Consider the following 19,155-nt stretch of genomic DNA (forward strand, 5'->3'; position numbering starts at 1 on the left):
ATCTCGGTCTATTAACACGGCCAAATGCAAAAGACCGGGACTTGCCATGACTGACTTCAAGAAAATCCTGATCGCCAACAGGGGTGAGATTGCCATTCGCGTGATGCGCGCCGCGAACGAGATGGGCAAACGCACCGTTGCCGTCTATGCCGAGGAGGACAAGCTGGGCCTGCACCGGTTCAAGGCGGACGAGGCGTATCGCATCGGCGAGGGTCTGGGCCCGGTCGCGGCCTATCTGTCGATCGACGAGATCATCCGCGTCGCCAAGGAAAGCGGCGCCGACGCCATCCACCCGGGCTATGGTCTGCTGTCGGAAAACCCCGATTTCGTGGATGCCTGCGTTCAGAACGGCATCACCTTCATCGGCCCCAAGGCCGAAACCATGCGCGCCCTGGGCGACAAGGCCAGCGCCCGCAAGGTGGCGATTGCCGCCGGTGTGCCGGTGATCCCGGCGACCGAGGTGCTGGGCGATGACATGGACGCAATCCAAAAGGAAGCGGCCGAGATCGGCTATCCGCTGATGCTCAAGGCGTCCTGGGGCGGCGGTGGCCGCGGGATGCGCCCGATCTATTCCGAAGACGAGTTGGAAGAGAAGGTTCTGGAAGGCCGCCGCGAGGCCGAGGCCGCATTTGGCAATGGTGAGGGCTATCTGGAAAAGATGATCACCCGTGCCCGCCATGTCGAGGTGCAGATCCTGGGCGACAAACACGGGCAGATCTATCACCTGTATGAACGTGACTGCTCGGTCCAGCGCCGAAACCAGAAGGTCGTGGAACGCGCCCCTGCCCCCTATTTGACCGAAGAGCAACGCGCCGAGATCTGCGATCTGGGCCGCCGGATCTGCGCGCATGTGAACTATGAATGCGCCGGCACGGTCGAATTCCTGATGGATATGGAGACCGGCAAGTTCTACTTCATCGAGGTGAACCCCCGCGTTCAGGTCGAACACACCGTGACCGAAGAGGTCACCGGCATCGACATCGTGCAGGCGCAGATCCTGATCGCCGAGGGCAAGACCCTGGCCGAGGCCACCGGCAAGGCCAGCCAGGACGAAATCCGCCTGAACGGCCACGCGCTGCAGACCCGCGTCACCACCGAAGACCCGCTCAACAACTTCATCCCCGACTATGGGCGCATCACGGCCTATCGCTCGGCGACGGGCATGGGCATCCGGCTGGATGGCGGCACGGCCTATGCCGGCGGGGTGATCACGCGGTATTACGACTCGCTGCTGACCAAGGTCACCGCCTGGGCGCCGACGCCGGAAAAGGCCATCGCTCGGATGGACCGCGCCCTACGAGAGTTCCGCGTGCGCGGTGTTTCCACCAACATCGCCTTTGTCGAAAACCTGCTGAAGCACCCGACCTTCCTGTCGAACGAATACACCACCAAGTTCATCGACGAGACGCCCGAGCTGTTTCAGTTCAAGAAGCGCCGCGACCGGGGCACCAAGGTTCTGACCTATATCGCCGACATCACGGTCAACGGGCATCCCGAGACCAAGGATCGTCCGCGCCCGCGTGCCGACCTCAAGGAACCCAAGCCCCCCGCGCCCAAGGCCGAACCGCTGATGGGCACGCGCAACCTGCTGGAGCAGAAGGGCCCGCAGGCCGTGGCCGATTGGATGAAGGCCCAGCGCCAGCTGCTGATCACCGACACCACCATGCGCGACGGGCACCAGTCGCTGCTGGCCACCCGCATGCGCTCGATCGACATGATCCGCGTGGCGCCCAGCTATGCCGCGAACCTGCCGCAGCTGTTCAGCGTCGAATGCTGGGGCGGGGCGACCTTCGACGTGGCCTATCGTTTCCTGCAGGAATGCCCCTGGCAGCGCCTGCGCGACCTGCGCGAGGCCATGCCCAACCTGATGACCCAGATGCTGCTGCGCGGTGCCAATGGGGTGGGCTATACCAACTATCCCGACAACGTGGTGCAGGAATTCGTGCGCCAGGCCGCGCAGAACATCGACGTGTTCCGCGTCTTCGACTCGCTGAACTGGGTCGAGAACATGCGCGTGGCGATGGATGCGGTGATCGAGAACGGCAAGATCTGCGAAGGCACCGTCTGCTATACCGGCGATATCCTCGACCCGAACCGCGCCAAGTATGACCTGAAATACTATGTCGGCATGGCCAAGGAACTGCGCGACGCCGGCGCCCATGTTCTGGGCCTCAAGGACATGGCCGGCCTGCTGAAACCCGCCGCCGCGCGGGTGCTGATCCGCGCACTGAAGGAAGAGGTCGGCCTGCCGATCCATTTCCACACCCACGACACCGCCGGCATCGCCAGCGCCACCATCCTGGCCGCCAGCGAGGCGGGCGTGGACGTGGTGGATTGCGCGATGGACAGCTTCTCGGGCAACACCAGCCAGGCGACGCTGGGCACCGTGGTCGAGGCCCTGCGCCACACCGACCGCGACACCGGGTTGGACGTGAAGGCGATCCGCGAAATCAGCGACTACTTCGAGGCGGTGCGCGGCCAATACGCGGCCTTCGAATCCGGGCTGCAGGCCCCCGCCTCCGAGGTCTATCTGCACGAAATGCCGGGCGGCCAGTTCACCAACCTCAAGGCGCAGGCGCGCTCGATGGGGCTGGAGGAACGCTGGCACGAAGTCGCGCAGATGTATGCGGACGTGAACCAGATGTTCGGTGACATCGTCAAGGTGACGCCGTCCTCGAAAGTTGTGGGTGACATGGCGCTGATGATGGTCAGTCAGGGCCTGACCCGCGAGCAGGTCGAGGATCCCTCGACCGACGTGGCCTTCCCCGATTCAGTCATCGACATGATGCGCGGCAATCTGGGCCAGCCTCCGGGCGGTTTCCCCGAAACGATCTTGACCAAGGTGCTGAAAGGCGAAAAGCCGAACACCGAACGGCCGGGCAAAGACGTGCCTCCGGTTGATTTGGAGGCCACCCGCGCGGAGCTCTCGAAACAGCTGGAAGGCATGGAGGTCGATGACGAGGACCTGAACGGATACCTGATGTATCCCAAGGTGTTCCTGGACTACATGGGCCGTCACCGCATCTATGGCCCGGTACGCACCCTGCCCACCCGCACCTTCTTTTACGGAATGGAGCCGGGAGAGGAGATCTCGGCCGAGATCGACCCGGGCAAAACGCTGGAAATCCGCTGCCAGGCTATTGGGGAGACGGACGAGAATGGCGAGGTCAAAGTGTTCTTTGAACTCAATGGCCAACCGCGCGTCATCCGCGTTCCCAACCGCCTTGTGCAAGCTTCGACCGCCCAGCGCCCTAAGGCCGAGGTCGGAAACGCCAACCATGTCGGCGCGCCAATGCCGGGCGTGGTTTCGACTGTCGCCGTCACCGCCGGGCAGGAGGTCAAAGAAGGCGACCTTCTGCTGACCATCGAGGCGATGAAGATGGAAACCGGCATCCATGCCGAACGCGACGCAACCGTGAAGGCGGTGCATGTCCAGCCCGGCGGCCAGATCGACGCCAAGGATCTTTTGGTCGAGTTGGAATAAAACCGTTAAAACACAGAAAGGCGCGCCATCAGGCGCGCCTTTTTTCATCCGAGCGGGCTAGTTCAACCGTCGCTGGACTCCGCGACAGGCTGTTGCGGCAACTGTTCCGGCGTGCTGTCAATCGAAACCTCTTCCTCGATTGGCGCTGGCAAGCCCAACAAATCGTGCAGTTCATGAAGAGCCGGATCGGACAAGTCACGGCCACCGGTCAAGGTATCAAGTGCTTCCTGCGGATCATCCGCCCCTGCCAAGGCTTCTTCGGCTTCGGTCACAGCCTGCTCCGCTTCGGCCACGGCATCCTCGTATTTGTCCTGTGCGGTGATGCCCTCGGCTGCTTCTTCTTCAGTTGGCGCAAATTGGTCCTCGATCTCCGCTTCGGTCAGACCTTCTAGTTCGGACAATTCCTGTTCGCGCATTTCAAGCTCCTCTGTCGCGCCAGAGAAACCAAGTATACTCTGCTGATAGCTGTAGAGCTTGCCAGGCATGCTGTTCGGGGCCGCATTCATCAGGGCAGTCTGGCTGGCGTGCGCGGCATTCAAGCCCTTGAGCTCGGACGCGATTTTGCCGTGCTTGATTGGTTTGACATACGGCTCCTCGACAACTGCCGCCGCTACCCGCGCTTTACGGATCGGCTTCTCGACTTTCTTTTTTCCAGTGAAGAATTCGTCGAGTTTGGCTGCAAAACCGTTCTGCCCTTTGATCCGTGATGTAGTTTTGGTGTTCTTTCGTTGTGCTTTTGGTTTAGCGAGACCGAGACCGGCGAGAAAACCCTTGCCCTGGCCGGATCCACCCTTCGTGCTGCGCGCAGATCCTCCGAGGCTGGCACTGGATTTTTCGGCGCTTTTGCCATTTCCGTTGCCGCCACCGTTACTATTTCCGTTTCCACCACCGTTACCATTTCCGCCTCCATTGCCATTCCCGTTCTTGGCTATGGCGGTATCTGGCGTAGCCAACACCGCAACGAAGCTAACTGCCCCGGTCAGCAACAAAGATGTCGCCACAACCCGTGACATAGAAATAAACCAGTGCATGCCAATCCCCTCTTAGGTATCCAAATACTTGCGCCAACCGGCACAAGTTTGAGCAGAAATTTCGCATTATGCATATACTAGTTATCGAATACGGCAAAATTTGGCCTTCGAACGAAACCGCTGTTATCCACTCAGTTCGAGAGAATTGACCTCGGGCGGCAGTTTGAAAATGTCATTAACTTCATAGGCTTGCTCGTTTCTCAACTGACCTGCAAAGAGGCTCAGAAGCATGGCTCCGACCAACGCAGTCAGTTTTATGTTCTCAACCTTGTTCATCCCTCCGTCTCCACCGTTGTCAATATCCGTGGCTGTAGGTTTCAACGGCTGAGCACACCTGTTCCGTCGCAATTTTTTTTCCGGCCAAGTGCGTTTTTCCTCTTGCAGCTTTCCGCCAGAATTTATAGTTCACGCCTCACTCGACGGCGCGGGCGTAGCTCAGGGGTAGAGCATAACCTTGCCAAGGTTAGGGTCGTGAGTTCGAATCTCATCGCCCGCTCCAACGAGGACCGAAAGGTCGCACAAGATATCTGATTGCGGGCGTAGCTCAGGGGTAGAGCATAACCTTGCCAAGGTTAGGGTCGTGAGTTCGAATCTCATCGCCCGCTCCAGATATCCACCTTCCCACAACAAGCACTGGCGGATCGGTCGGTCCTGCGCCATTCTGTTCTGACATGCAGCAGTCAGATGGATGCCCCGATGTCAGACTACCAAATTCGCACGCTGACCGCCGAAGAACTGCGCCACGCAGTGGATTGGGCCGGGCGCGAGGGCTGGAACCCGGGTCATGAGGACGCAATCTGTTTCCGCTCGACCGACCCCGACGGATTTCTGGGCGGGTTTCTGGATGGCGAGATGATCGCCTCGGTTTCAGCCGTGAACTACGACGACGCGTTTTCGTTTCTGGGTTTCTATATCGTGCGGCCCGAGTTTCGCGGATCCGGTCATGGTCTGGAAATCGCCCAGCACGCCCTGGCGCATTGTACGGGGCGAAACATGGGTTTGGACGGGGTGGTCGAACAACAGGACAACTACCGCAAGTCGGGCTTTGTCTTCGCCTACAACAATTATCGGTTCTCCGGCACAGTGTCAGGCATCCTCTCCAGCCTACCCAAGACCAGTATCGAGGTTGCGCCCCTCGGTGGCCTGTCCGAAGACCTTCGCATCTATGACCGTGCCCTATTCCCCGCGCATCGGGATGCCTTTCTGACGGAGTGGCTGAGCGCACCGGGCCACATCTCGCGTGTTTGTATCCAGAAAGGTCGCATCGCCGGGTATGCAACTCTGCGCTCCTGCCTGAATGGCTACAAGGTAGGGCCGCTGTTCGCCGACGATCCGGACATCGCGCAGGCGCTTCTGGCTGCGGTCCTGGCCGAAGTTCCCGCTGATCACCACAGTTCTGAGGTCTATGTCGACATGCCAAAGCCCAACGCAGCGGCCTTTGCACTGGCTGACGCTTTGGGCCTGGAAAAAGTCTTTGAAACCGCGCGCATGTATTCCGACCACGAGCCGGATATCGACCTGAACCGCGTGTTCGGCGTGACGACGTTCGAACTTGGCTGAGCCTTAGAACGCCTTGAAGGTCATTGTTGTCAACGACCGTTCGATGTTCGGAATGACCAGAAGGTGTTCATTTATGAAATGGCCAACATCCTCGGTTTCGGGGATGTAAAGCTTGAGCAGCAGGTCATATTCACCACTGGTGGAGTAGAGTTCCGAGTGGATTTCGCGCAGAGCGATCTCTTCGGCCACCTTGTAGGTGGTGCCGGGCTTGCAGCGGATCTGGATGAAAACGCAGGTGGACATTTCGTGGCCTTGTTGCTTCCGTTTGGCGCAGGCTGGCACGCCCCGCGCCCGGGCGCAATCCCCTGCAACAGTTTGCTGCGATTGCAATGATCGGGCTGGATAAGGCCGCCCGTCCCCGTCTATAAGCGCCCCTGTAGCAAGAGGATTTCGCCAATGCGCACAGCTTCGATCAGCCGCAAGACCGCCGAGACCGCGATTACGGTCGAGGTCAACCTCGACGGCACCGGCACCTATGACAACCAGACCGGTGTGGGGTTCTTCGATCACATGCTGGACCAGCTGGCGCGGCATTCGCTGATCGACATGACGATCCGGGCCAAAGGCGACTATCACATCGACGATCACCACACGGTCGAGGACACCGGCATCGCGTTGGGTCAGGCGCTGACGGAGGCGCTGGGGGACAAGAAAGGCATCCGGCGGTATGGCGAGTGCCATCTGCCGATGGACGATGCGCAGGTGCGCTGCGCGCTGGACCTGTCGGGCCGACCGTTTCTGGTGTGGAACGTGGACCTGCCGACGCCCAAGATCGGCAGTTTCGACACCGAGTTGGTGCGCGAGTTCTTTCAGGCGCTGGCCACCCATGGCGGCATCACCCTGCATATCGACCAGTTGCACGGCTTCAACAGCCACCACATCGCCGAAGCGGCGTTCAAGGCCGTCGCCCGCGCCCTGCGTCATGCGGTCGAGACCGACCCGCGCAAGGGGGATGCGATTCCGTCCACCAAGGGCGCGCTATAGATGCTGACCGCGATCATCGACTACGAAAGCGGCAACCTGCACTCGGCGGAAAAGGCGTTTCAACGCATGGCGCGCGAGCTGGACGCGGGTGAGGTCGTCGTGACCTCGGATGCCGATGTCGTCGCGCGCGCCGACCGGCTGGTGCTGCCCGGCGACGGCGCCTTTCCCGCCTGCGCGGCCGAGCTGCGCGGGCACAAGGGCATCCATGATGCGATGGTCGAAGCGGTCGAGCAGAAGGGCCGCCCGTTTCTGGGCATCTGCGTCGGCATGCAGCTGATGGCGACCACGGGCCGTGAATATACCGACACGCCGGGCCTGAATTGGGTGACCGGAGATGTGGTGCGGATCGAGCCCGAAGACCGCGCGCTGAAGGTTCCGCATATGGGGTGGAACGATCTGGTGATCGAGAGCGAGCACCCGGTGTTCAACGGCGTCGCCTCAGGCGATCACGTCTATTTCGTCCACTCCTACCATTTCCGCGTCGCCAATCCGGCGCAACGTCTGGCCCATGTGGACTATGGCGGGCCGGTCACGGCCGTGATCGGCCGCGACACGATGATCGGGATGCAGTTTCACCCTGAAAAAAGCCAGGATGTGGGCCTGCGGATGATCGGAAACTTCCTGACCTGGGCCCCCTGACCGGTTACTGCACGCGGGTCCAGGTCTGACCGCGACAGATCAGGCCGCCCGCGACGCAACCCTTGACCGTCAGCTTGTTCTGACCGTCCAGCGACATCTTGGAGTTGTAGGTCTTGTCCCGGTCCGGCGCCCAGATCTTGCCGCCGCTATAGCTGCCGCCGCCATCCGCGACCATGTCCCAGATGATGTTCTTGCCAAGATTCTCGTAATCCAGCTGCTGGTTTCCATCCTTGTCAAAGGCGCTGTCGATGGTGCCGCAAACGGCGCTGCCGCAGGGCCCGATCGAGACGTGCAGATATCCGCCGGTATCCCCCGGCTGGGTTTTCCAAAGCCCGTCGACCGGGTCATCCGCGCGCGCGCCGGTGGCCAAGGTGACAAGTGCAGCCGCAGCGGCCAGAGCAAGTTTGTTCATGGTATCCTCCCTGTTTTGCAGGCAGTCTGACCGCCGGCACCCGTTCGGGCAAGATTGACTTTGCGTCGCGTTGCATCCCCTGCCCCGCCTGTGCCATATCCCGCGCCAGTACCAGTCACGAAAAGGCCGCCCGACATGATCCTCTATCCCGCAATCGACCTGAAAGACGGCCAGGCCGTACGCCTTCTGCGCGGCGAGATGGACAAGGCCACGGTCTTCAACGAAGACCCCGCGGCCCAGGCCCGCGCCTTTGTCGAGGCCGGCTGCGAATGGCTGCATCTGGTGGACCTGAACGGCGCTTTCGCCGGGGAACCCGTGAACGCCGCCCCGGTCGAGGCGATCCTGAAATCCTGCAACGTGCCGGCCCAGCTGGGCGGCGGCATCCGCGACATGGCCACGATCGAGACCTGGCTGGACAAAGGGCTGGCCCGGGTGATTCTGGGCACGGTTGCGGTGGAAAACCCCGATCTGGTCCGTCGGGCGGCCAAGGCCTTTCCCGGCCAGGTCGCCGTCGGGATCGACGCGCGCAACGGACGCGTCGCCACCAAGGGCTGGGCCGAGGAAACCGACGTGATGGTCACCGACCTCGCGCGCAGCTTCGAAGACGCAGGCGTGGCAGCGATCATCTACACCGACATCAACCGCGACGGCGCAATGCAAGGCCCCAATGTCGAGGCCACGGCCGACCTGGCCCGGGCAGTCTCGATACCGGTGATTGCCAGCGGCGGGGTCAGCTCGCTGGACGACCTGATCGCCCTGCGCGACTGCGGGGCAAACCTGAACGGCGCGATTTCAGGCCGCGCGCTCTATGACGGCGCGCTGGATCTGCGCGAAGCCCTGGCGGCTTTGAAGGGTTAGGATATTGCAAGTGGTCCGCAAACAGGTTCTGCCCGAGCAGTCTGAATTGTGGTCGCTGTACGCTCCGGGCGATTTTGTTGATGGGTACTCGGTCCAAAGCGACCTTGCACCGTTTGACGCGATGAAAATCGGTCTGAACATGCCGGGGTGGGTGAAGATCCTGATGGGAATCCGGAACGCAATCGTTGCCCCATTCGGCTTGAAGGGCGGCAAGCACTTGAACACCGACAATGGCTCGCCCGACGCAGGCACCGGCGCGATTTTTCCCGTGACCTACAGGGATGAGACAGAGGTCATCGTGGGAATCGATGACCGCCATCTGGATTTCCGCATCGCCGTGCATCGCGACAAAGACCGCGTAGTCATGGCAACCTGGGTGCGGACTCACAATCGTTTGGGACGGATCTATCTGACGGTGATCATGCCCCTTCACATTCTGATCGTGCGCAATTGCATGAAACGGATCGCACGCGCTTCTCAGGTATGACGCCGATCAGTTGGCTGCGGCATCCGTCAGCTTGGTCAACGCACCGCGCATCTTGTCGATCACCGGGGATTTTTCCACCGCATCAAGCTCGTCCATGGTTTCCTTGGGATCCTCGTAGGCCAACCAGACCTGGCCGTCGGCATCCTCATAGGCCTGCACCTTGAGCGGAAGGAACAATCCCGCACGCGGGTCGATCTGCATGGCGGGCGTTCCCAGAGCCGGGTTTCCGAAGATCAAGACCTGATTGGGCGGTATCGTCATGTCGACCTTGTGCGCACCGGCCGAGTGGTCAACGCGGGCAAATACGGTCGCGCCTGCATTTTCGACGGCGGCCTGCAGCGCGTCGATGGCCTCGGTCACGGATTTGTCGGTGGGAACCTTGATGATGTCGTCGGCCATCGCCCACGTCGCACCGGACAGAATGAAAGCGGTTGTAAGAAACAAGTTGCGCATGGTTTTCACCTCCTGCTGAAATCCGCTTCAGTTTCACGAGGTTCCGGGCGCAGGACAATCACAACTCTGGCATCGGCGGGGCTTTGCCGGTAGAGGTGCGGCAACAAAGGACAAACCATGCTGAAAACCCGCATCATTCCCTGTCTGGATGTCGCCGATGGCCGCGTGGTCAAGGGCGTGAATTTCGTGGGCCTGCGCGACGCGGGCGATCCGGTGGAATCGGCCAAGGCCTATGACGCCGCCGGCGCTGACGAGATCTGCTTTCTCGACATCCACGCCACCCACGAAAACCGCGGCACCATGTTCGACGTGGTTCAGCGCACGGCCGAGCAGTGCTTCGTACCGTTGACGGTGGGTGGCGGCGTGCGCACCAAGGAAGACGTGCGTGCACTGCTGCTGGCCGGGGCCGACAAGGTCAGCTTCAACTCGGCCGCCGTGGCCAACCCTGACGTGATCGCCGAAGCTGCCGACCAGTTCGGCAGCCAGTGCATCGTCTGCGCCATCGACGCCAAAACCGTCAGCCCCGGCAAATGGGAGATCTTCACCCACGGCGGACGCAAACCCACCGGCATCGACGCGGTAGAGTTCGCCAAGACCGTCGTCGCCAAGGGGGCGGGTGAGATTCTGCTGACTTCGATGGACCGCGACGGCACCAAGGCGGGGTTCAACATTCCGCTGACGCGCGCCATCTCGGATGCGGTCGACGTGCCGGTGATCGCCTCGGGCGGCGTGGGCAATCTGGATCATTTGGTCGAAGGCGTGACCGAAGGCGGAGCCAGCGCGGTGCTTGCGGCCTCGATCTTTCACTTCGGCGAATACACGATCCGCGAGGCCAAAGAGCACATGGCATCCGCGGGTATCCCCATGAGGCTGACATGAGCATACTGAACGAGCTGGCCGCCACGATCGCATCCCGCAAGGGCGCGGACCCCGAATCAAGCTGGACCGCCAAGCTGCTGTCCAAAGGCCCCGAGAAATGCGCCGAGAAGTTTGGCGAAGAGGCCGTGGAGGCGATCATCGAAGCCGTGAAGGGTGACCGCGACCGGCTGACATCCGAGGCCGCCGATGTGCTGTATCACCTGCTGGTCATGCTGGCCGCGCGCGACGTGGCGCTGGAAGACGTTCTGGCCGAGCTTGCCAGGCGGCAGGGCACCAGCGGCATCGCCGAAAAGGCCGCACGCGACCGGGGCTGAGACCCGGCTTTCACCAATAGCGTCCGCGCCCTATACTGATTGACCGAAGCGCCTGCCGGGCGCAGGGGCGACGAGGGACACAGGCATGTTCAAACCCATGATCTGGGCACTGACGACGCTGGCCATTCTGGGGCTTGGCGCATGCTCATCCGCGCCGCCCGCTCGCAGCGACGACGTCGCGCGGCTTGCAGCCCAGATCCAGGCGCTGGGGCCCGAGGTCGACCCGGAAGAGGCCCAGCGCGCGGCCCGCGTCACCTATGCCTATACCGCGCAGCTGGCGCAGGAATACCAGATCACAGACCCCCCTCTGATCCATAACGCCAAGGTCAACAAAGGACTGCGCCCGCGCGGGCTGTGCTGGCACTGGGCCGAAGACATCGAACGGCGCTTGAAGCAGGAGAACTTTCGCACGCTGACCCTGCACCGCGCGATCGCCAACGCCGACAACCCGTTCCGAATCGATCACAGCACGGCAATAATCAGCCGACGCGGTGATTCGATGTACGAAGGTGTCGTTCTGGACCCATGGCGCTATGGAGGGGTCCTGTTTTGGAGTCCATTGCGCGAGGACACGCGCTATGAGTGGGTCCCGCGCAACATCGTGCTGGAGAAACGGCGGCAAGAGCAGCTTGCGGAAATCAACGCCGTAGCGGTGAACTGAGCGGTCAGAGTTTTGATGAGATGATGCCGGTGGCGAACCCGCCCATGCGCAGCTCGCCGAACAGGCGCTGATACTCGATCTTGGGGCAGCGATTCATGACGACATCGACACCGCGTGCCTGCGCCACCGCGGCGGCCTCGGTGTTTTCGACGCCGATCTGCATCCAGATCGTGCGCAGGTCGGGAAATGCAGCCAGCGCTTCATCCACGATCGGAGGAACGGCTTCGGACCTGCGAAAAATATCTACCATGTCAACGGGTTCACTGATTTCGGACAACGAGGCCCGAACGGTTTCACCAAAAAGATCGGCTCCGGCATGACCGGGATTGACCGGAATCACCTTGTATCCCTTGAGCGACAAGTAGCGCGCAACATAGTAGCTGGGCCGCACCGGGTTCATCGACACGCCAACGACCGCAACCACCTTGGTGCGTTTCAGGACGGATCTGAGGAAGTTATCGGAATACTCAGTCATGGCTGCAGCCTAGCCGTGACTTGGAAAAGAAAAAAGCGCCCAAGGATACCTTGGGCGCCAGTTGTTGGAACGAGGGACAGTGAAATGACCCGCGGCAGTTCCGTTCCGCGGTCACTGTGACATTTAGGCATGAGTTTCGGAAAAAAAAGAGGTCGCGCGCATTTTTGTGATGACACGAGCGGATAAGCGGGAATCTGCCTGTCAACCGTATAGGATCGCCGGCCAGTTTTTCTCGGCCTTCTGGATGAAGCCGGCCGTGTCCATCAGCCACATCTTTTCGATCTCGAGAGAATGCGTCAGATACAGCCTGCCGCCTACGATTTTCCACGCCATCGGGTCCGTGCTGGTGAGCTCGCCATAGGCCATGGCATAGGCGCAATATCCGCCAAACCTCGGCGCGTAGGCACGCGGATTAAGTTCGAACGCCTCTCGGTTCTCCTGCGAGGCAAACCGCCAGGTAGCGCCCTTCCACATCACCGCAATGTCGGGTTGCCCTTGAACCGGGCCGCCATCCCGAAAATAGCTGACCGCGTCATAACCGGTAATGGCCGCACCTTTTGCGGAATAGAATACCGGGGCGGTCTGCGCCCGCAATGTCAGCGGACAAGCGATTGAAAAGGTAAGACCGGCAAGTACGGATCGTCGGGATAGCATCAGATTTCACGGGTTGTGTTTTACAGACGCTATAAGATGCAACTTTTGACGCGCCGCGAAACCCATTTGACGCAGTTGTGAAGGGTCGTGTCGGAAAGGGCTCAGTCGAACACGTCCTCGATCACATCCCAAGCTTCGTCCAGAACGCGCGAGAAAAGGCCTTTTTTCCTTTTCTTGTAGCTTTTCTTTTTGGGCTTTTGCATCGGAATGCTGTGTCGCGGCTGTGGATCCGAAGCCTTTTTGACCGGGATCATCTTCAGGTTATGCAGCGGGGCACCGCAACTGGAACAGCTGAGTTCGTGCCGCTGGCGGCCCTTGAGGACCAGCGCCGCGCGGGTTCCGCAGTAGCAGCACGTAGCAATCTTGGATGGGGCGGGAATGGGTCTCTCCTCTCAATGCGGCTGAGAAGCATATAGGGCAATCGCCGCAGCATTTGAGACGTTGAGCGATCCGAAACCGCCCGCTGCGTCAATTTTGACAAGCATATCCACGGTTTCCTTGGTCTTTTGCCGCAACCCCGGCCCCTCCGCGCCCAGAACCAGCGCAACCGGCCGATCGCGCTTGCCGTCCAAAGCGGCCTCGATGGTCTGTTCGGCCTCACCATCCAGGCCCAGAACCAGGAACCCCATATTCTGCAACTCAACGATCGCATCAGCCAGGTTGCGGACCCGCAGATAGGGCTGGCGTTCCAACGCACCGCTGGCGGTCTTGGCCAGCGCACCGGTTTCCGGCGCCGAATGGTGGCGCGTGCCGATGACCGCGCTGGCGCCCAGAACCTCGGCCGAGCGCAGAATCGCGCCCACATTGTGCGGATCGGTCACGCGGTCCAACAACAGCACCCGAGGGTTTTCGCGCCCGATGCAATTCTCGGCCAGACCGCCCCATTCCAGCGGCTTGACTTCAAGCGCCGCGCCTTGGTGCACCGAGCCCGGGTCGATTGGCGCGTTGAATTTTCGCGGATCGACGAGTTCAGCCTGCATGCCGGATTCCGCGATCGCATCCGCCAGCTTGTCCTGTGCGTTGCGGGTCACGATCAGGCGCAGTTTCTGCCGTTTGGGGTTCATCAACGCATCACGCACGGCGTGCAATCCGAACAACCAAACGGTTTCGGAAGCCGCCGCTTTGCGCGCCTGCTCTTTTTCGACCACCCACTTCGGTTTCTTCATTTTACTGGCCTCCGGGCCGGGAACAATGTTTCCTGCGCCAAAGCGGAATTTTCCTGTTGACGCTCCTTTGGAGCGCTAGTAATCACGCCTCCACGTCAGGTGCAACGCCTGACAGTGGGCGACAGGCCGCAAGGTGTGGCAGGGGACTGTAACTCCCTCGCGGAGACGCACGCCTGGTTCGATTCCAGGGTCGCCCACCATCTTCTTCCACAAATCAGAACGCAGATGGATGGCGCACACCGGATTTGTCCGGGTGGACCTTTGCGTTTGCCCTCGATTCTGGAAGGAAATTCAGGCAAAGGTTGAGTGCCCGGAGATCATGCGATGCCCCGAGCATCAACGGCCGGACATCGGACGGCGTGGGAATGGCGGTTGCGTCCTGACACCCGATGTTTGTATCGAAACGGGATTTTCTGACTCATCCTTTCCAATGAGCAGCTTAGCATCTTTCAATTCCAAAATTTTACAAATTCATAGATCAAATAGTTCAAGAATTTACAAAATAATATTTCATTTCTAGGGACTTGTTGGGGAATTTTCATTCTGCCCCTCATACTTACCCTGCGCAGGTTGCGTTTTACCCGACGGAAGAGGAGCCCGAGGGCGTAGCCTGCTAATTGGGAGGAATTCATGTCAAACAAATCTGTCACGCGTCGCGGCGTGCTGAAGTCTGGTGCCGTCACAAGCGCCGGTCTGGCATTGCCGACGATCTTCACGGCTTCGTCGGCCGCGGCCTATACCAACGAACCCACTGGCGGATCAGTCACGCTGGGCTTCAACGTGCCGCAGACCGGCCCCTACGCCGAAGAAGGCAATGACGAACTGCTGGCACAGCAGCTGGCGGTCGAGCATCTGAATGGCGAAGGCGACGGCGGCTGCCTGAACACCTTCACGTCGAAGGCGCTGAAAGGGAACGGCATCCTGGGCAAGAAGGTCGAGTTCGTCACCGGCGACACGCAGACCAAGTCCGACGCCGCCCGTGCATCGGCCAAGTCGATGATCGAAAAAGACGGCGCGATCATGATCAACGGCGGTTCGTCCTCGGGCGTGGCCGTGGCCGTTCAGGGCCTCTGCCAGGAGGCGGGCGTGATCTTCATGGCCGGCCTGACGCACGCCAACGACACCACCGGCAAGGACAAGAAGGCGAACGGCTTCCGTCACTTCTTCAACGCCTACATGTCGGGTGCCGCTCTGGCGCCGGTGCTGGCCAAGGAGATGGGTACCGAACGCCGGGCCTATCACCTGACCGCCGACTACAACTGGGGCTGGACCCAGGAAGAGTCGATCGTGGCGTCGACCGAGGCGATGGGCTGGGAGACGGTCAACACCGTCAAGACCCCGCTGGCCTCGACCGACTTCTCGTCCTACATCGCGCCGGTTCTGAACTCGGGCGCGGACGTGCTGGTTCTGAACCACTACGGCGGCAACATGGTCAACTCGCTGACAAACGCGATCCAGTTCGGCCTGCTGGACAAGGTCGTAAACGGCAAGGACTTCAAGATCGTCGTTCCGCTGTACTCGGAACTGATGGCCGCCGGCGCTGGCGAGAACATCAAAGGCGTTCTGGGTTCGATGAACTGGAACTGGCAGCTGCAGGATGAGGGCACCAAGGCCTTCGTGAAGTCCTTCGGCGAGAAGTACGGCAAGCCGCCGTCGAACTCGGCTCAGACTTGCTATGCCCAGGTACTGCTGTACGCGGATGCCTGCGAGCGCGCAGGCACCTTCAACCCGTGCGGCGTGGTCGAAGCTCTCGAGGACTTCGAGTTCGACGGTCTGGGCAACGGCCCGACCTGGTATCGCGGTGCCGACCACCAGTGCTTCAAGGATGTGCTGGTCGTGCGCGGCAACGAAAACCCGACCAACGCCTATGACACGCTGGAGATCGTCGAGATCACTCCGCGGGCGCAGGTCGAGTACGATCCGGATCACCCGATGTTCGCCGGCGGCGAACTGGGCAAGTGCAACCCGGGCGCGTAACCCCGACACTCGGTTTTTCGCAAGAAAACCCCTGAGTCCTCAAAACGGCTCTCTCCGGTCCGACGACCGGGGAGAGTTGCCGGGACCAGTCAAAGGTAAGGACAATGGACGCAATCCTACTGCAAATTCTGAACGGGCTGGACAAAGGCTCGGCCTATGCGCTGATCGCGCTGGGGCTGACGCTGATCTTCGGCACGCTCGGCGTGGTGAACTTTGCCCACGGGGCCCTGTTCATGATCGGCGCCTTCTGTGCCGTCACGCTTCAGAAGATCTTCAACCTCAGCTACGAGGTGGTCGACGAGACCCAGACCGACTTTCTGGGCAACCCGCTGAAGGTGAAGACCCCCTATGTCGAAAGCTGGTTCGGCCCCGAACTGGGCGCGACCATCATCGACTGGTCCGTGCCACTGGCCATCCTGTTTGCCATCCCGATCATGTTGATGGTCGGCTACGTGATGGAACGCGGCCTGATCAAGCATTTCTACAAGCGTCCCCATGCAGATCAGATCCTTGTGACCTTCGGCCTGGCCATCGTTCTGCAAGAGATCATCAAGTATTTCTTCGGCGCCAACCCGATCCAGACCCCGCCGCCTGAGGCGCTGAGCGGGTCGGTCGATCTGGGCGTGGCGTTCGGCTTTGATCCGAATGCCATCATCTATCCGATCTGGCGTTTGGTCTATTTCCTGTTCGCGGTTGTGATCATCGGGGGCGTGTTCTCGTTCCTGCAGTTCACCACCTTCGGTATGGTCGTGCGCGCCGGAATGGCCGACCGGGAAACCGTGGGCCTTCTGGGCATCAACATCGACCGACGGTTCACCATCATGTTCGGCATCGCAGCCGCGGTGGCTGGCCTCGCGGGCGTGATGTACGGGCCGCTGAACCCGCCCAACTATCACATGGGAATGGATTTCCTTGTGCTCAGCTTCGTGGTTGTCGTGGTCGGCGGAATGGGCTCGCTGCCCGGCGCCGTTCTGGCCGGGTTCCTGCTGGGCATCCTTGAAAGCTTTGCCTCGACCACCTGGGCGACCACCACGATCCCGGGCATCAACCAGATCATCATCTACCTTGTCGCCATCATCGTTCTTCTGACCCGTCCGCGGGGTCTGATGGGCCGCAAAGGCGTGATGGAGGAATAACCCATGCTGGGACTGAACAAAAAAGACACAAGCCTGCTGATCGTCGTCGCGCTGCTGACGCTGCTGGCCCCCTTCATCCTGAACCCCTTCCCCACTGACAGCGCCATGGCGCAGTTCAACGCGGGCTATCCGGACCTGATGCAGCGGTTCGTGATCTTCGGCATCTTTGCCATCGGGTTCAACATCCTGTTCGGCCTGACCGGATACCTGTCCTTCGGCCACGCGGCCTTTCTGGGGGTGGGGTCCTACTCGGCCGTCTGGATGTTCAAGCTGCTCAGCTACAACGTCATCCCGGCCATCGCGCTGAGCGTCGTGGTCGCCGGGCTGTTCTCGGTGCTGATCGGCTATGTCAGCCTGCGCCGGTCGGGGATCTACTTCTCGATCCTGACGCTGGCCTTCGCGCAGATGAGCTTTGCGCTGGCCTATTCTGTGCTGTCGAACCCCAAGTTCAACTTGACCAACGGGGAAACCGGCCTGCAGGTCTATGCCGATGACCCGCAGATTCTGCAGGGGGCCAATGCGCCCGATCTACCGCATCTGTTCGGCCTGCCGATGCGCGCGACCTACACGATGGATGTGGGCGCGTGGAGCTTTGACTTCAACGCGGGCTACTATCTTTGCGCGGTGATCATGATGGCGGTGTTCTACCTGGCGATCCGCATCTTCCGCTCGCCCTTCGGCATGATGCTACGGGCGGTGAAGTCGAACCAGCAGCGGATGAACTATACCGGGCTGAACTCCAAGCCCTACACTCTGGCCGCTTTCGTGATCTCGGGCATGTATGCCGGTCTGGCCGGTGGCCTGATGGCCGCAATGGACCCGCTGGCCGGCGCTGAACGGATGCAATGGACCGCCTCGGGCGAGGTCGTTCTGATGACCATCCTGGGCGGCACCGGCACCCTGATCGGACCGGTTCTGGGCGCGGGCTTCATCAAATATTTCGAGAACATCTTCTCGAAGATCAACGACAACGTGCTGCACAGCTGGTTCGCCTTCCTGCCCGACGGGCTTGAGGACGCGGTGGTGTTCATCATCCACCCGTTCATCGGCAAGGGCTGGCACCTGACCCTGGGCATCCTGTTCATGCTGGTGGTGATCTACCTGCCCGGCGGGCTGGTCGAGGGCGGTCAGCGGTTGCTGAACTGGATCCGCCGCAAAAGCGTTGGCGGGGATGACACCCGCGAGGGCAAAACCGAGCCGGCAGAATAAGGGAACGCGTCAATGGCAATTCTGAAAGTAAAAGATGTCAGTAAGCGCTTCGGCGGCCTCAAGGCCCTGACGGACGTGAACCTGAGCGTCGAGGAAAACTCGGTCCATGCGATCATCGGCCCCAACGGGGCGGGCAAGTCCACCCTGCTGAACTGCCTGGTGGGCAAACTGATCCCGGATACCGGTTCGGTCTTGTTCGACAACCAGTCGGTGCTGGGGCGCGAGCCGTACCAGATCAACCAGATGGGCATCAGCCGGGTGTTCCAGACACCCGAAATCTTCGGCGAGCTGACCGTAATGGAAAACATGCTGATCCCGATCTTCGCGATGCGCGACGGGGCCTTCCGCATGCACGCCTACGAAACCATCGCCAACGAAAAAGAGGTGGTCGAACAGGCCGAGGCCATGCTGGAAGAGATGAACATGGCCGACAAGCGGCACATGCATTCAGCCTCGCTGTCGCGCGGCGACAAGCGGCGGCTCGAGATCGGCATGTGTCTCAGCCAGAAGCCTCGCCTGCTGCTGTTGGACGAGCCCACGGCCGGCATGGCACGGGCGGACACCAACAACACCATCGACCTGCTGAAACAGATCAAGGATGAGCGCGACATCACCATCGCGATCATCGAGCATGACATGCATGTGGTGTTCAGCCTGGCCGAGCGGATCACCGTTCTGGCACAGGGCACGCCGCTGGTCGAGGACACCCCCGAAAACATCCGCGGAAACCCCAAGGTCCGAGAGGCCTATCTGGGCGAGGCGGCGTGAGGAAAAGC

General features: G+C 60.9%; 21 protein-coding genes and 3 tRNA genes. 16 read left to right on the forward strand and 8 right to left on the reverse strand.

Features of this window, described 5'->3' with window-relative positions:
• Positions 1–46: 46 nt before the first annotated feature.
• Positions 47–3,484 (forward strand): pyruvate carboxylase, encoded by a 3,438-nt coding sequence (locus ACR0NB_RS08245; RefSeq protein WP_170508853.1) that lies wholly within the window; start codon positions 47–49, stop codon positions 3,482–3,484.
• Between the two features lie 62 nt (positions 3,485–3,546).
• Here ACR0NB_RS08245 and ACR0NB_RS08250 read toward each other — a convergent pair whose 3' ends face one another.
• Both ACR0NB_RS08250 and ACR0NB_RS08255 read right to left on the reverse strand, forming a co-directional pair.
• Positions 3,547–4,515, reverse strand: coding sequence for a hypothetical protein (locus ACR0NB_RS08250; RefSeq protein WP_480775389.1), 969 nt, complete (start codon positions 4,513–4,515; stop codon positions 3,547–3,549).
• Between the two features lie 123 nt (positions 4,516–4,638).
• On the reverse strand, positions 4,639–4,791 hold the full coding sequence (locus ACR0NB_RS08255) for a hypothetical protein (protein ID WP_170340270.1): 153 nt from the start codon (positions 4,789–4,791) through the stop codon (positions 4,639–4,641).
• A gap of 148 nt (positions 4,792–4,939) precedes the next feature.
• Here ACR0NB_RS08255 and ACR0NB_RS08260 point away from each other — a divergent pair.
• The 3 genes from ACR0NB_RS08260 (at position 4,940) to ACR0NB_RS08270 (ending at position 6,075) form a co-directional block, all read left to right on the forward strand.
• A tRNA-Gly gene (locus tag ACR0NB_RS08260) sits at positions 4,940–5,014 on the forward strand.
• A 34-nt stretch (positions 5,015–5,048) separates the two neighbouring features.
• Positions 5,049–5,123, forward strand: a tRNA-Gly gene (locus ACR0NB_RS08265).
• An 88-nt stretch (positions 5,124–5,211) separates the two neighbouring features.
• Positions 5,212–6,075, forward strand: a complete 864-nt coding sequence (locus ACR0NB_RS08270; RefSeq protein WP_480775390.1) for a GNAT family N-acetyltransferase — start codon at positions 5,212–5,214, stop codon at positions 6,073–6,075.
• Between the two features lie 3 nt (positions 6,076–6,078).
• Here ACR0NB_RS08270 and ACR0NB_RS08275 read toward each other — a convergent pair whose 3' ends face one another.
• Positions 6,079–6,318, reverse strand: coding sequence for an Lrp/AsnC family transcriptional regulator (locus ACR0NB_RS08275; protein ID WP_050602861.1), 240 nt, complete (start codon positions 6,316–6,318; stop codon positions 6,079–6,081).
• A 153-nt stretch (positions 6,319–6,471) separates the two neighbouring features.
• Between ACR0NB_RS08275 and hisB the strand changes: the two genes are divergently transcribed.
• Together hisB and hisH are read left to right on the forward strand one after the other, a co-directional pair.
• On the forward strand, positions 6,472–7,059 hold the full coding sequence (gene hisB / locus ACR0NB_RS08280) for an imidazoleglycerol-phosphate dehydratase HisB (protein WP_480775391.1): 588 nt from the start codon (positions 6,472–6,474) through the stop codon (positions 7,057–7,059).
• On the forward strand, positions 7,060–7,698 hold the full coding sequence (gene hisH / locus ACR0NB_RS08285) for an imidazole glycerol phosphate synthase subunit HisH (protein WP_170525221.1): 639 nt from the start codon (positions 7,060–7,062) through the stop codon (positions 7,696–7,698).
• 4 nt (positions 7,699–7,702) lie between these two features.
• On the opposite strand, the gene ACR0NB_RS08290 is transcribed toward hisH, so the two are convergent.
• Positions 7,703–8,110, reverse strand: a complete 408-nt coding sequence (locus ACR0NB_RS08290; protein ID WP_170365720.1) for a DUF2147 domain-containing protein — start codon at positions 8,108–8,110, stop codon at positions 7,703–7,705.
• Between the two features lie 135 nt (positions 8,111–8,245).
• On the opposite strand from ACR0NB_RS08290, the gene hisA reads away from it, so the two are divergent.
• Together hisA and ACR0NB_RS08300 are read left to right on the forward strand one after the other, a co-directional pair.
• The gene (gene hisA / locus ACR0NB_RS08295; protein WP_480775392.1) at positions 8,246–8,968 is read left to right on the forward strand and encodes a 1-(5-phosphoribosyl)-5-[(5-phosphoribosylamino)methylideneamino]imidazole-4-carboxamide isomerase; all 723 of its coding nucleotides are present in this window, start codon (positions 8,246–8,248) and stop codon (positions 8,966–8,968) included.
• A 10-nt stretch (positions 8,969–8,978) separates the two neighbouring features.
• Positions 8,979–9,455: a DUF2867 domain-containing protein gene (locus ACR0NB_RS08300; protein ID WP_480775393.1), complete on the forward strand. Its 477-nt coding sequence runs from the start codon at positions 8,979–8,981 to the stop codon at positions 9,453–9,455.
• A 6-nt stretch (positions 9,456–9,461) separates the two neighbouring features.
• Here ACR0NB_RS08300 and ACR0NB_RS08305 read toward each other — a convergent pair whose 3' ends face one another.
• Positions 9,462–9,854: a DUF302 domain-containing protein gene (locus tag ACR0NB_RS08305; protein WP_480775633.1), complete on the reverse strand. Its 393-nt coding sequence runs from the start codon at positions 9,852–9,854 to the stop codon at positions 9,462–9,464.
• 171 nt (positions 9,855–10,025) lie between these two features.
• Between ACR0NB_RS08305 and hisF the strand changes: the two genes are divergently transcribed.
• The 3 genes from hisF (at position 10,026) to ACR0NB_RS08320 (ending at position 11,762) form a co-directional block, all read left to right on the forward strand.
• Positions 10,026–10,787 carry an imidazole glycerol phosphate synthase subunit HisF gene (gene hisF / locus ACR0NB_RS08310; RefSeq protein ID WP_170340259.1) on the forward strand — a complete coding sequence of 254 codons (762 nt, stop codon included), beginning with the start codon at positions 10,026–10,028 and terminating at the stop codon, positions 10,785–10,787.
• Positions 10,784–11,101: a phosphoribosyl-ATP diphosphatase gene (locus tag ACR0NB_RS08315; protein WP_170357264.1), complete on the forward strand. Its 318-nt coding sequence runs from the start codon at positions 10,784–10,786 to the stop codon at positions 11,099–11,101. The genes hisF and ACR0NB_RS08315 overlap by 4 nt, the downstream gene beginning before the upstream one ends.
• A gap of 85 nt (positions 11,102–11,186) precedes the next feature.
• The gene (locus tag ACR0NB_RS08320; RefSeq protein WP_254439024.1) at positions 11,187–11,762 is read left to right on the forward strand and encodes a hypothetical protein; all 576 of its coding nucleotides are present in this window, start codon (positions 11,187–11,189) and stop codon (positions 11,760–11,762) included.
• A 4-nt stretch (positions 11,763–11,766) separates the two neighbouring features.
• On the opposite strand, the gene ACR0NB_RS08325 is transcribed toward ACR0NB_RS08320, so the two are convergent.
• The 3 genes from ACR0NB_RS08325 to rlmB all read right to left on the reverse strand — a co-directional run bounded on the left by ACR0NB_RS08325 (position 11,767) and on the right by rlmB (position 14,057).
• The gene (locus ACR0NB_RS08325) at positions 11,767–12,237 is read right to left on the reverse strand and encodes a CoA-binding protein (RefSeq protein ID WP_480775394.1); all 471 of its coding nucleotides are present in this window, start codon (positions 12,235–12,237) and stop codon (positions 11,767–11,769) included.
• A 201-nt stretch (positions 12,238–12,438) separates the two neighbouring features.
• Entirely contained in the window at positions 12,439–12,891 is a 453-nt protein-coding gene (locus tag ACR0NB_RS08330) for a YHS domain-containing (seleno)protein (RefSeq protein WP_170585696.1), read from the reverse strand.
• A gap of 392 nt (positions 12,892–13,283) precedes the next feature.
• Positions 13,284–14,057, reverse strand: a complete 774-nt coding sequence (gene rlmB / locus ACR0NB_RS08335; RefSeq protein WP_480775395.1) for a 23S rRNA (guanosine(2251)-2'-O)-methyltransferase RlmB — start codon at positions 14,055–14,057, stop codon at positions 13,284–13,286.
• Positions 14,058–14,173: 116 nt separating this feature from the next.
• On the opposite strand from rlmB, the gene ACR0NB_RS08340 reads away from it, so the two are divergent.
• The 5 genes from ACR0NB_RS08340 to ACR0NB_RS08360 all read left to right on the forward strand — a co-directional run bounded on the left by ACR0NB_RS08340 (position 14,174) and on the right by ACR0NB_RS08360 (position 19,147).
• Positions 14,174–14,257: transfer RNA gene (locus ACR0NB_RS08340), tRNA-Tyr, on the forward strand.
• A gap of 430 nt (positions 14,258–14,687) precedes the next feature.
• Positions 14,688–16,034 (forward strand): substrate-binding protein, encoded by a 1,347-nt coding sequence (locus ACR0NB_RS08345; protein ID WP_093964815.1) that lies wholly within the window; start codon positions 14,688–14,690, stop codon positions 16,032–16,034.
• Between the two features lie 104 nt (positions 16,035–16,138).
• Complete coding sequence (locus ACR0NB_RS08350) at positions 16,139–17,170, forward strand: branched-chain amino acid ABC transporter permease (RefSeq protein WP_093964814.1); 1,032 nt, start codon at positions 16,139–16,141, stop codon at positions 17,168–17,170.
• 3 nt (positions 17,171–17,173) lie between these two features.
• Positions 17,174–18,379: a branched-chain amino acid ABC transporter permease gene (locus tag ACR0NB_RS08355; RefSeq protein ID WP_480775396.1), complete on the forward strand. Its 1,206-nt coding sequence runs from the start codon at positions 17,174–17,176 to the stop codon at positions 18,377–18,379.
• Between the two features lie 12 nt (positions 18,380–18,391).
• Positions 18,392–19,147: an ABC transporter ATP-binding protein gene (locus tag ACR0NB_RS08360; protein WP_093964812.1), complete on the forward strand. Its 756-nt coding sequence runs from the start codon at positions 18,392–18,394 to the stop codon at positions 19,145–19,147.
• Positions 19,148–19,155: the final 8 nt, after the last annotated feature.

The sequence above is a fragment of the Ruegeria sp. CG3 genome, from assembly GCF_056537205.1.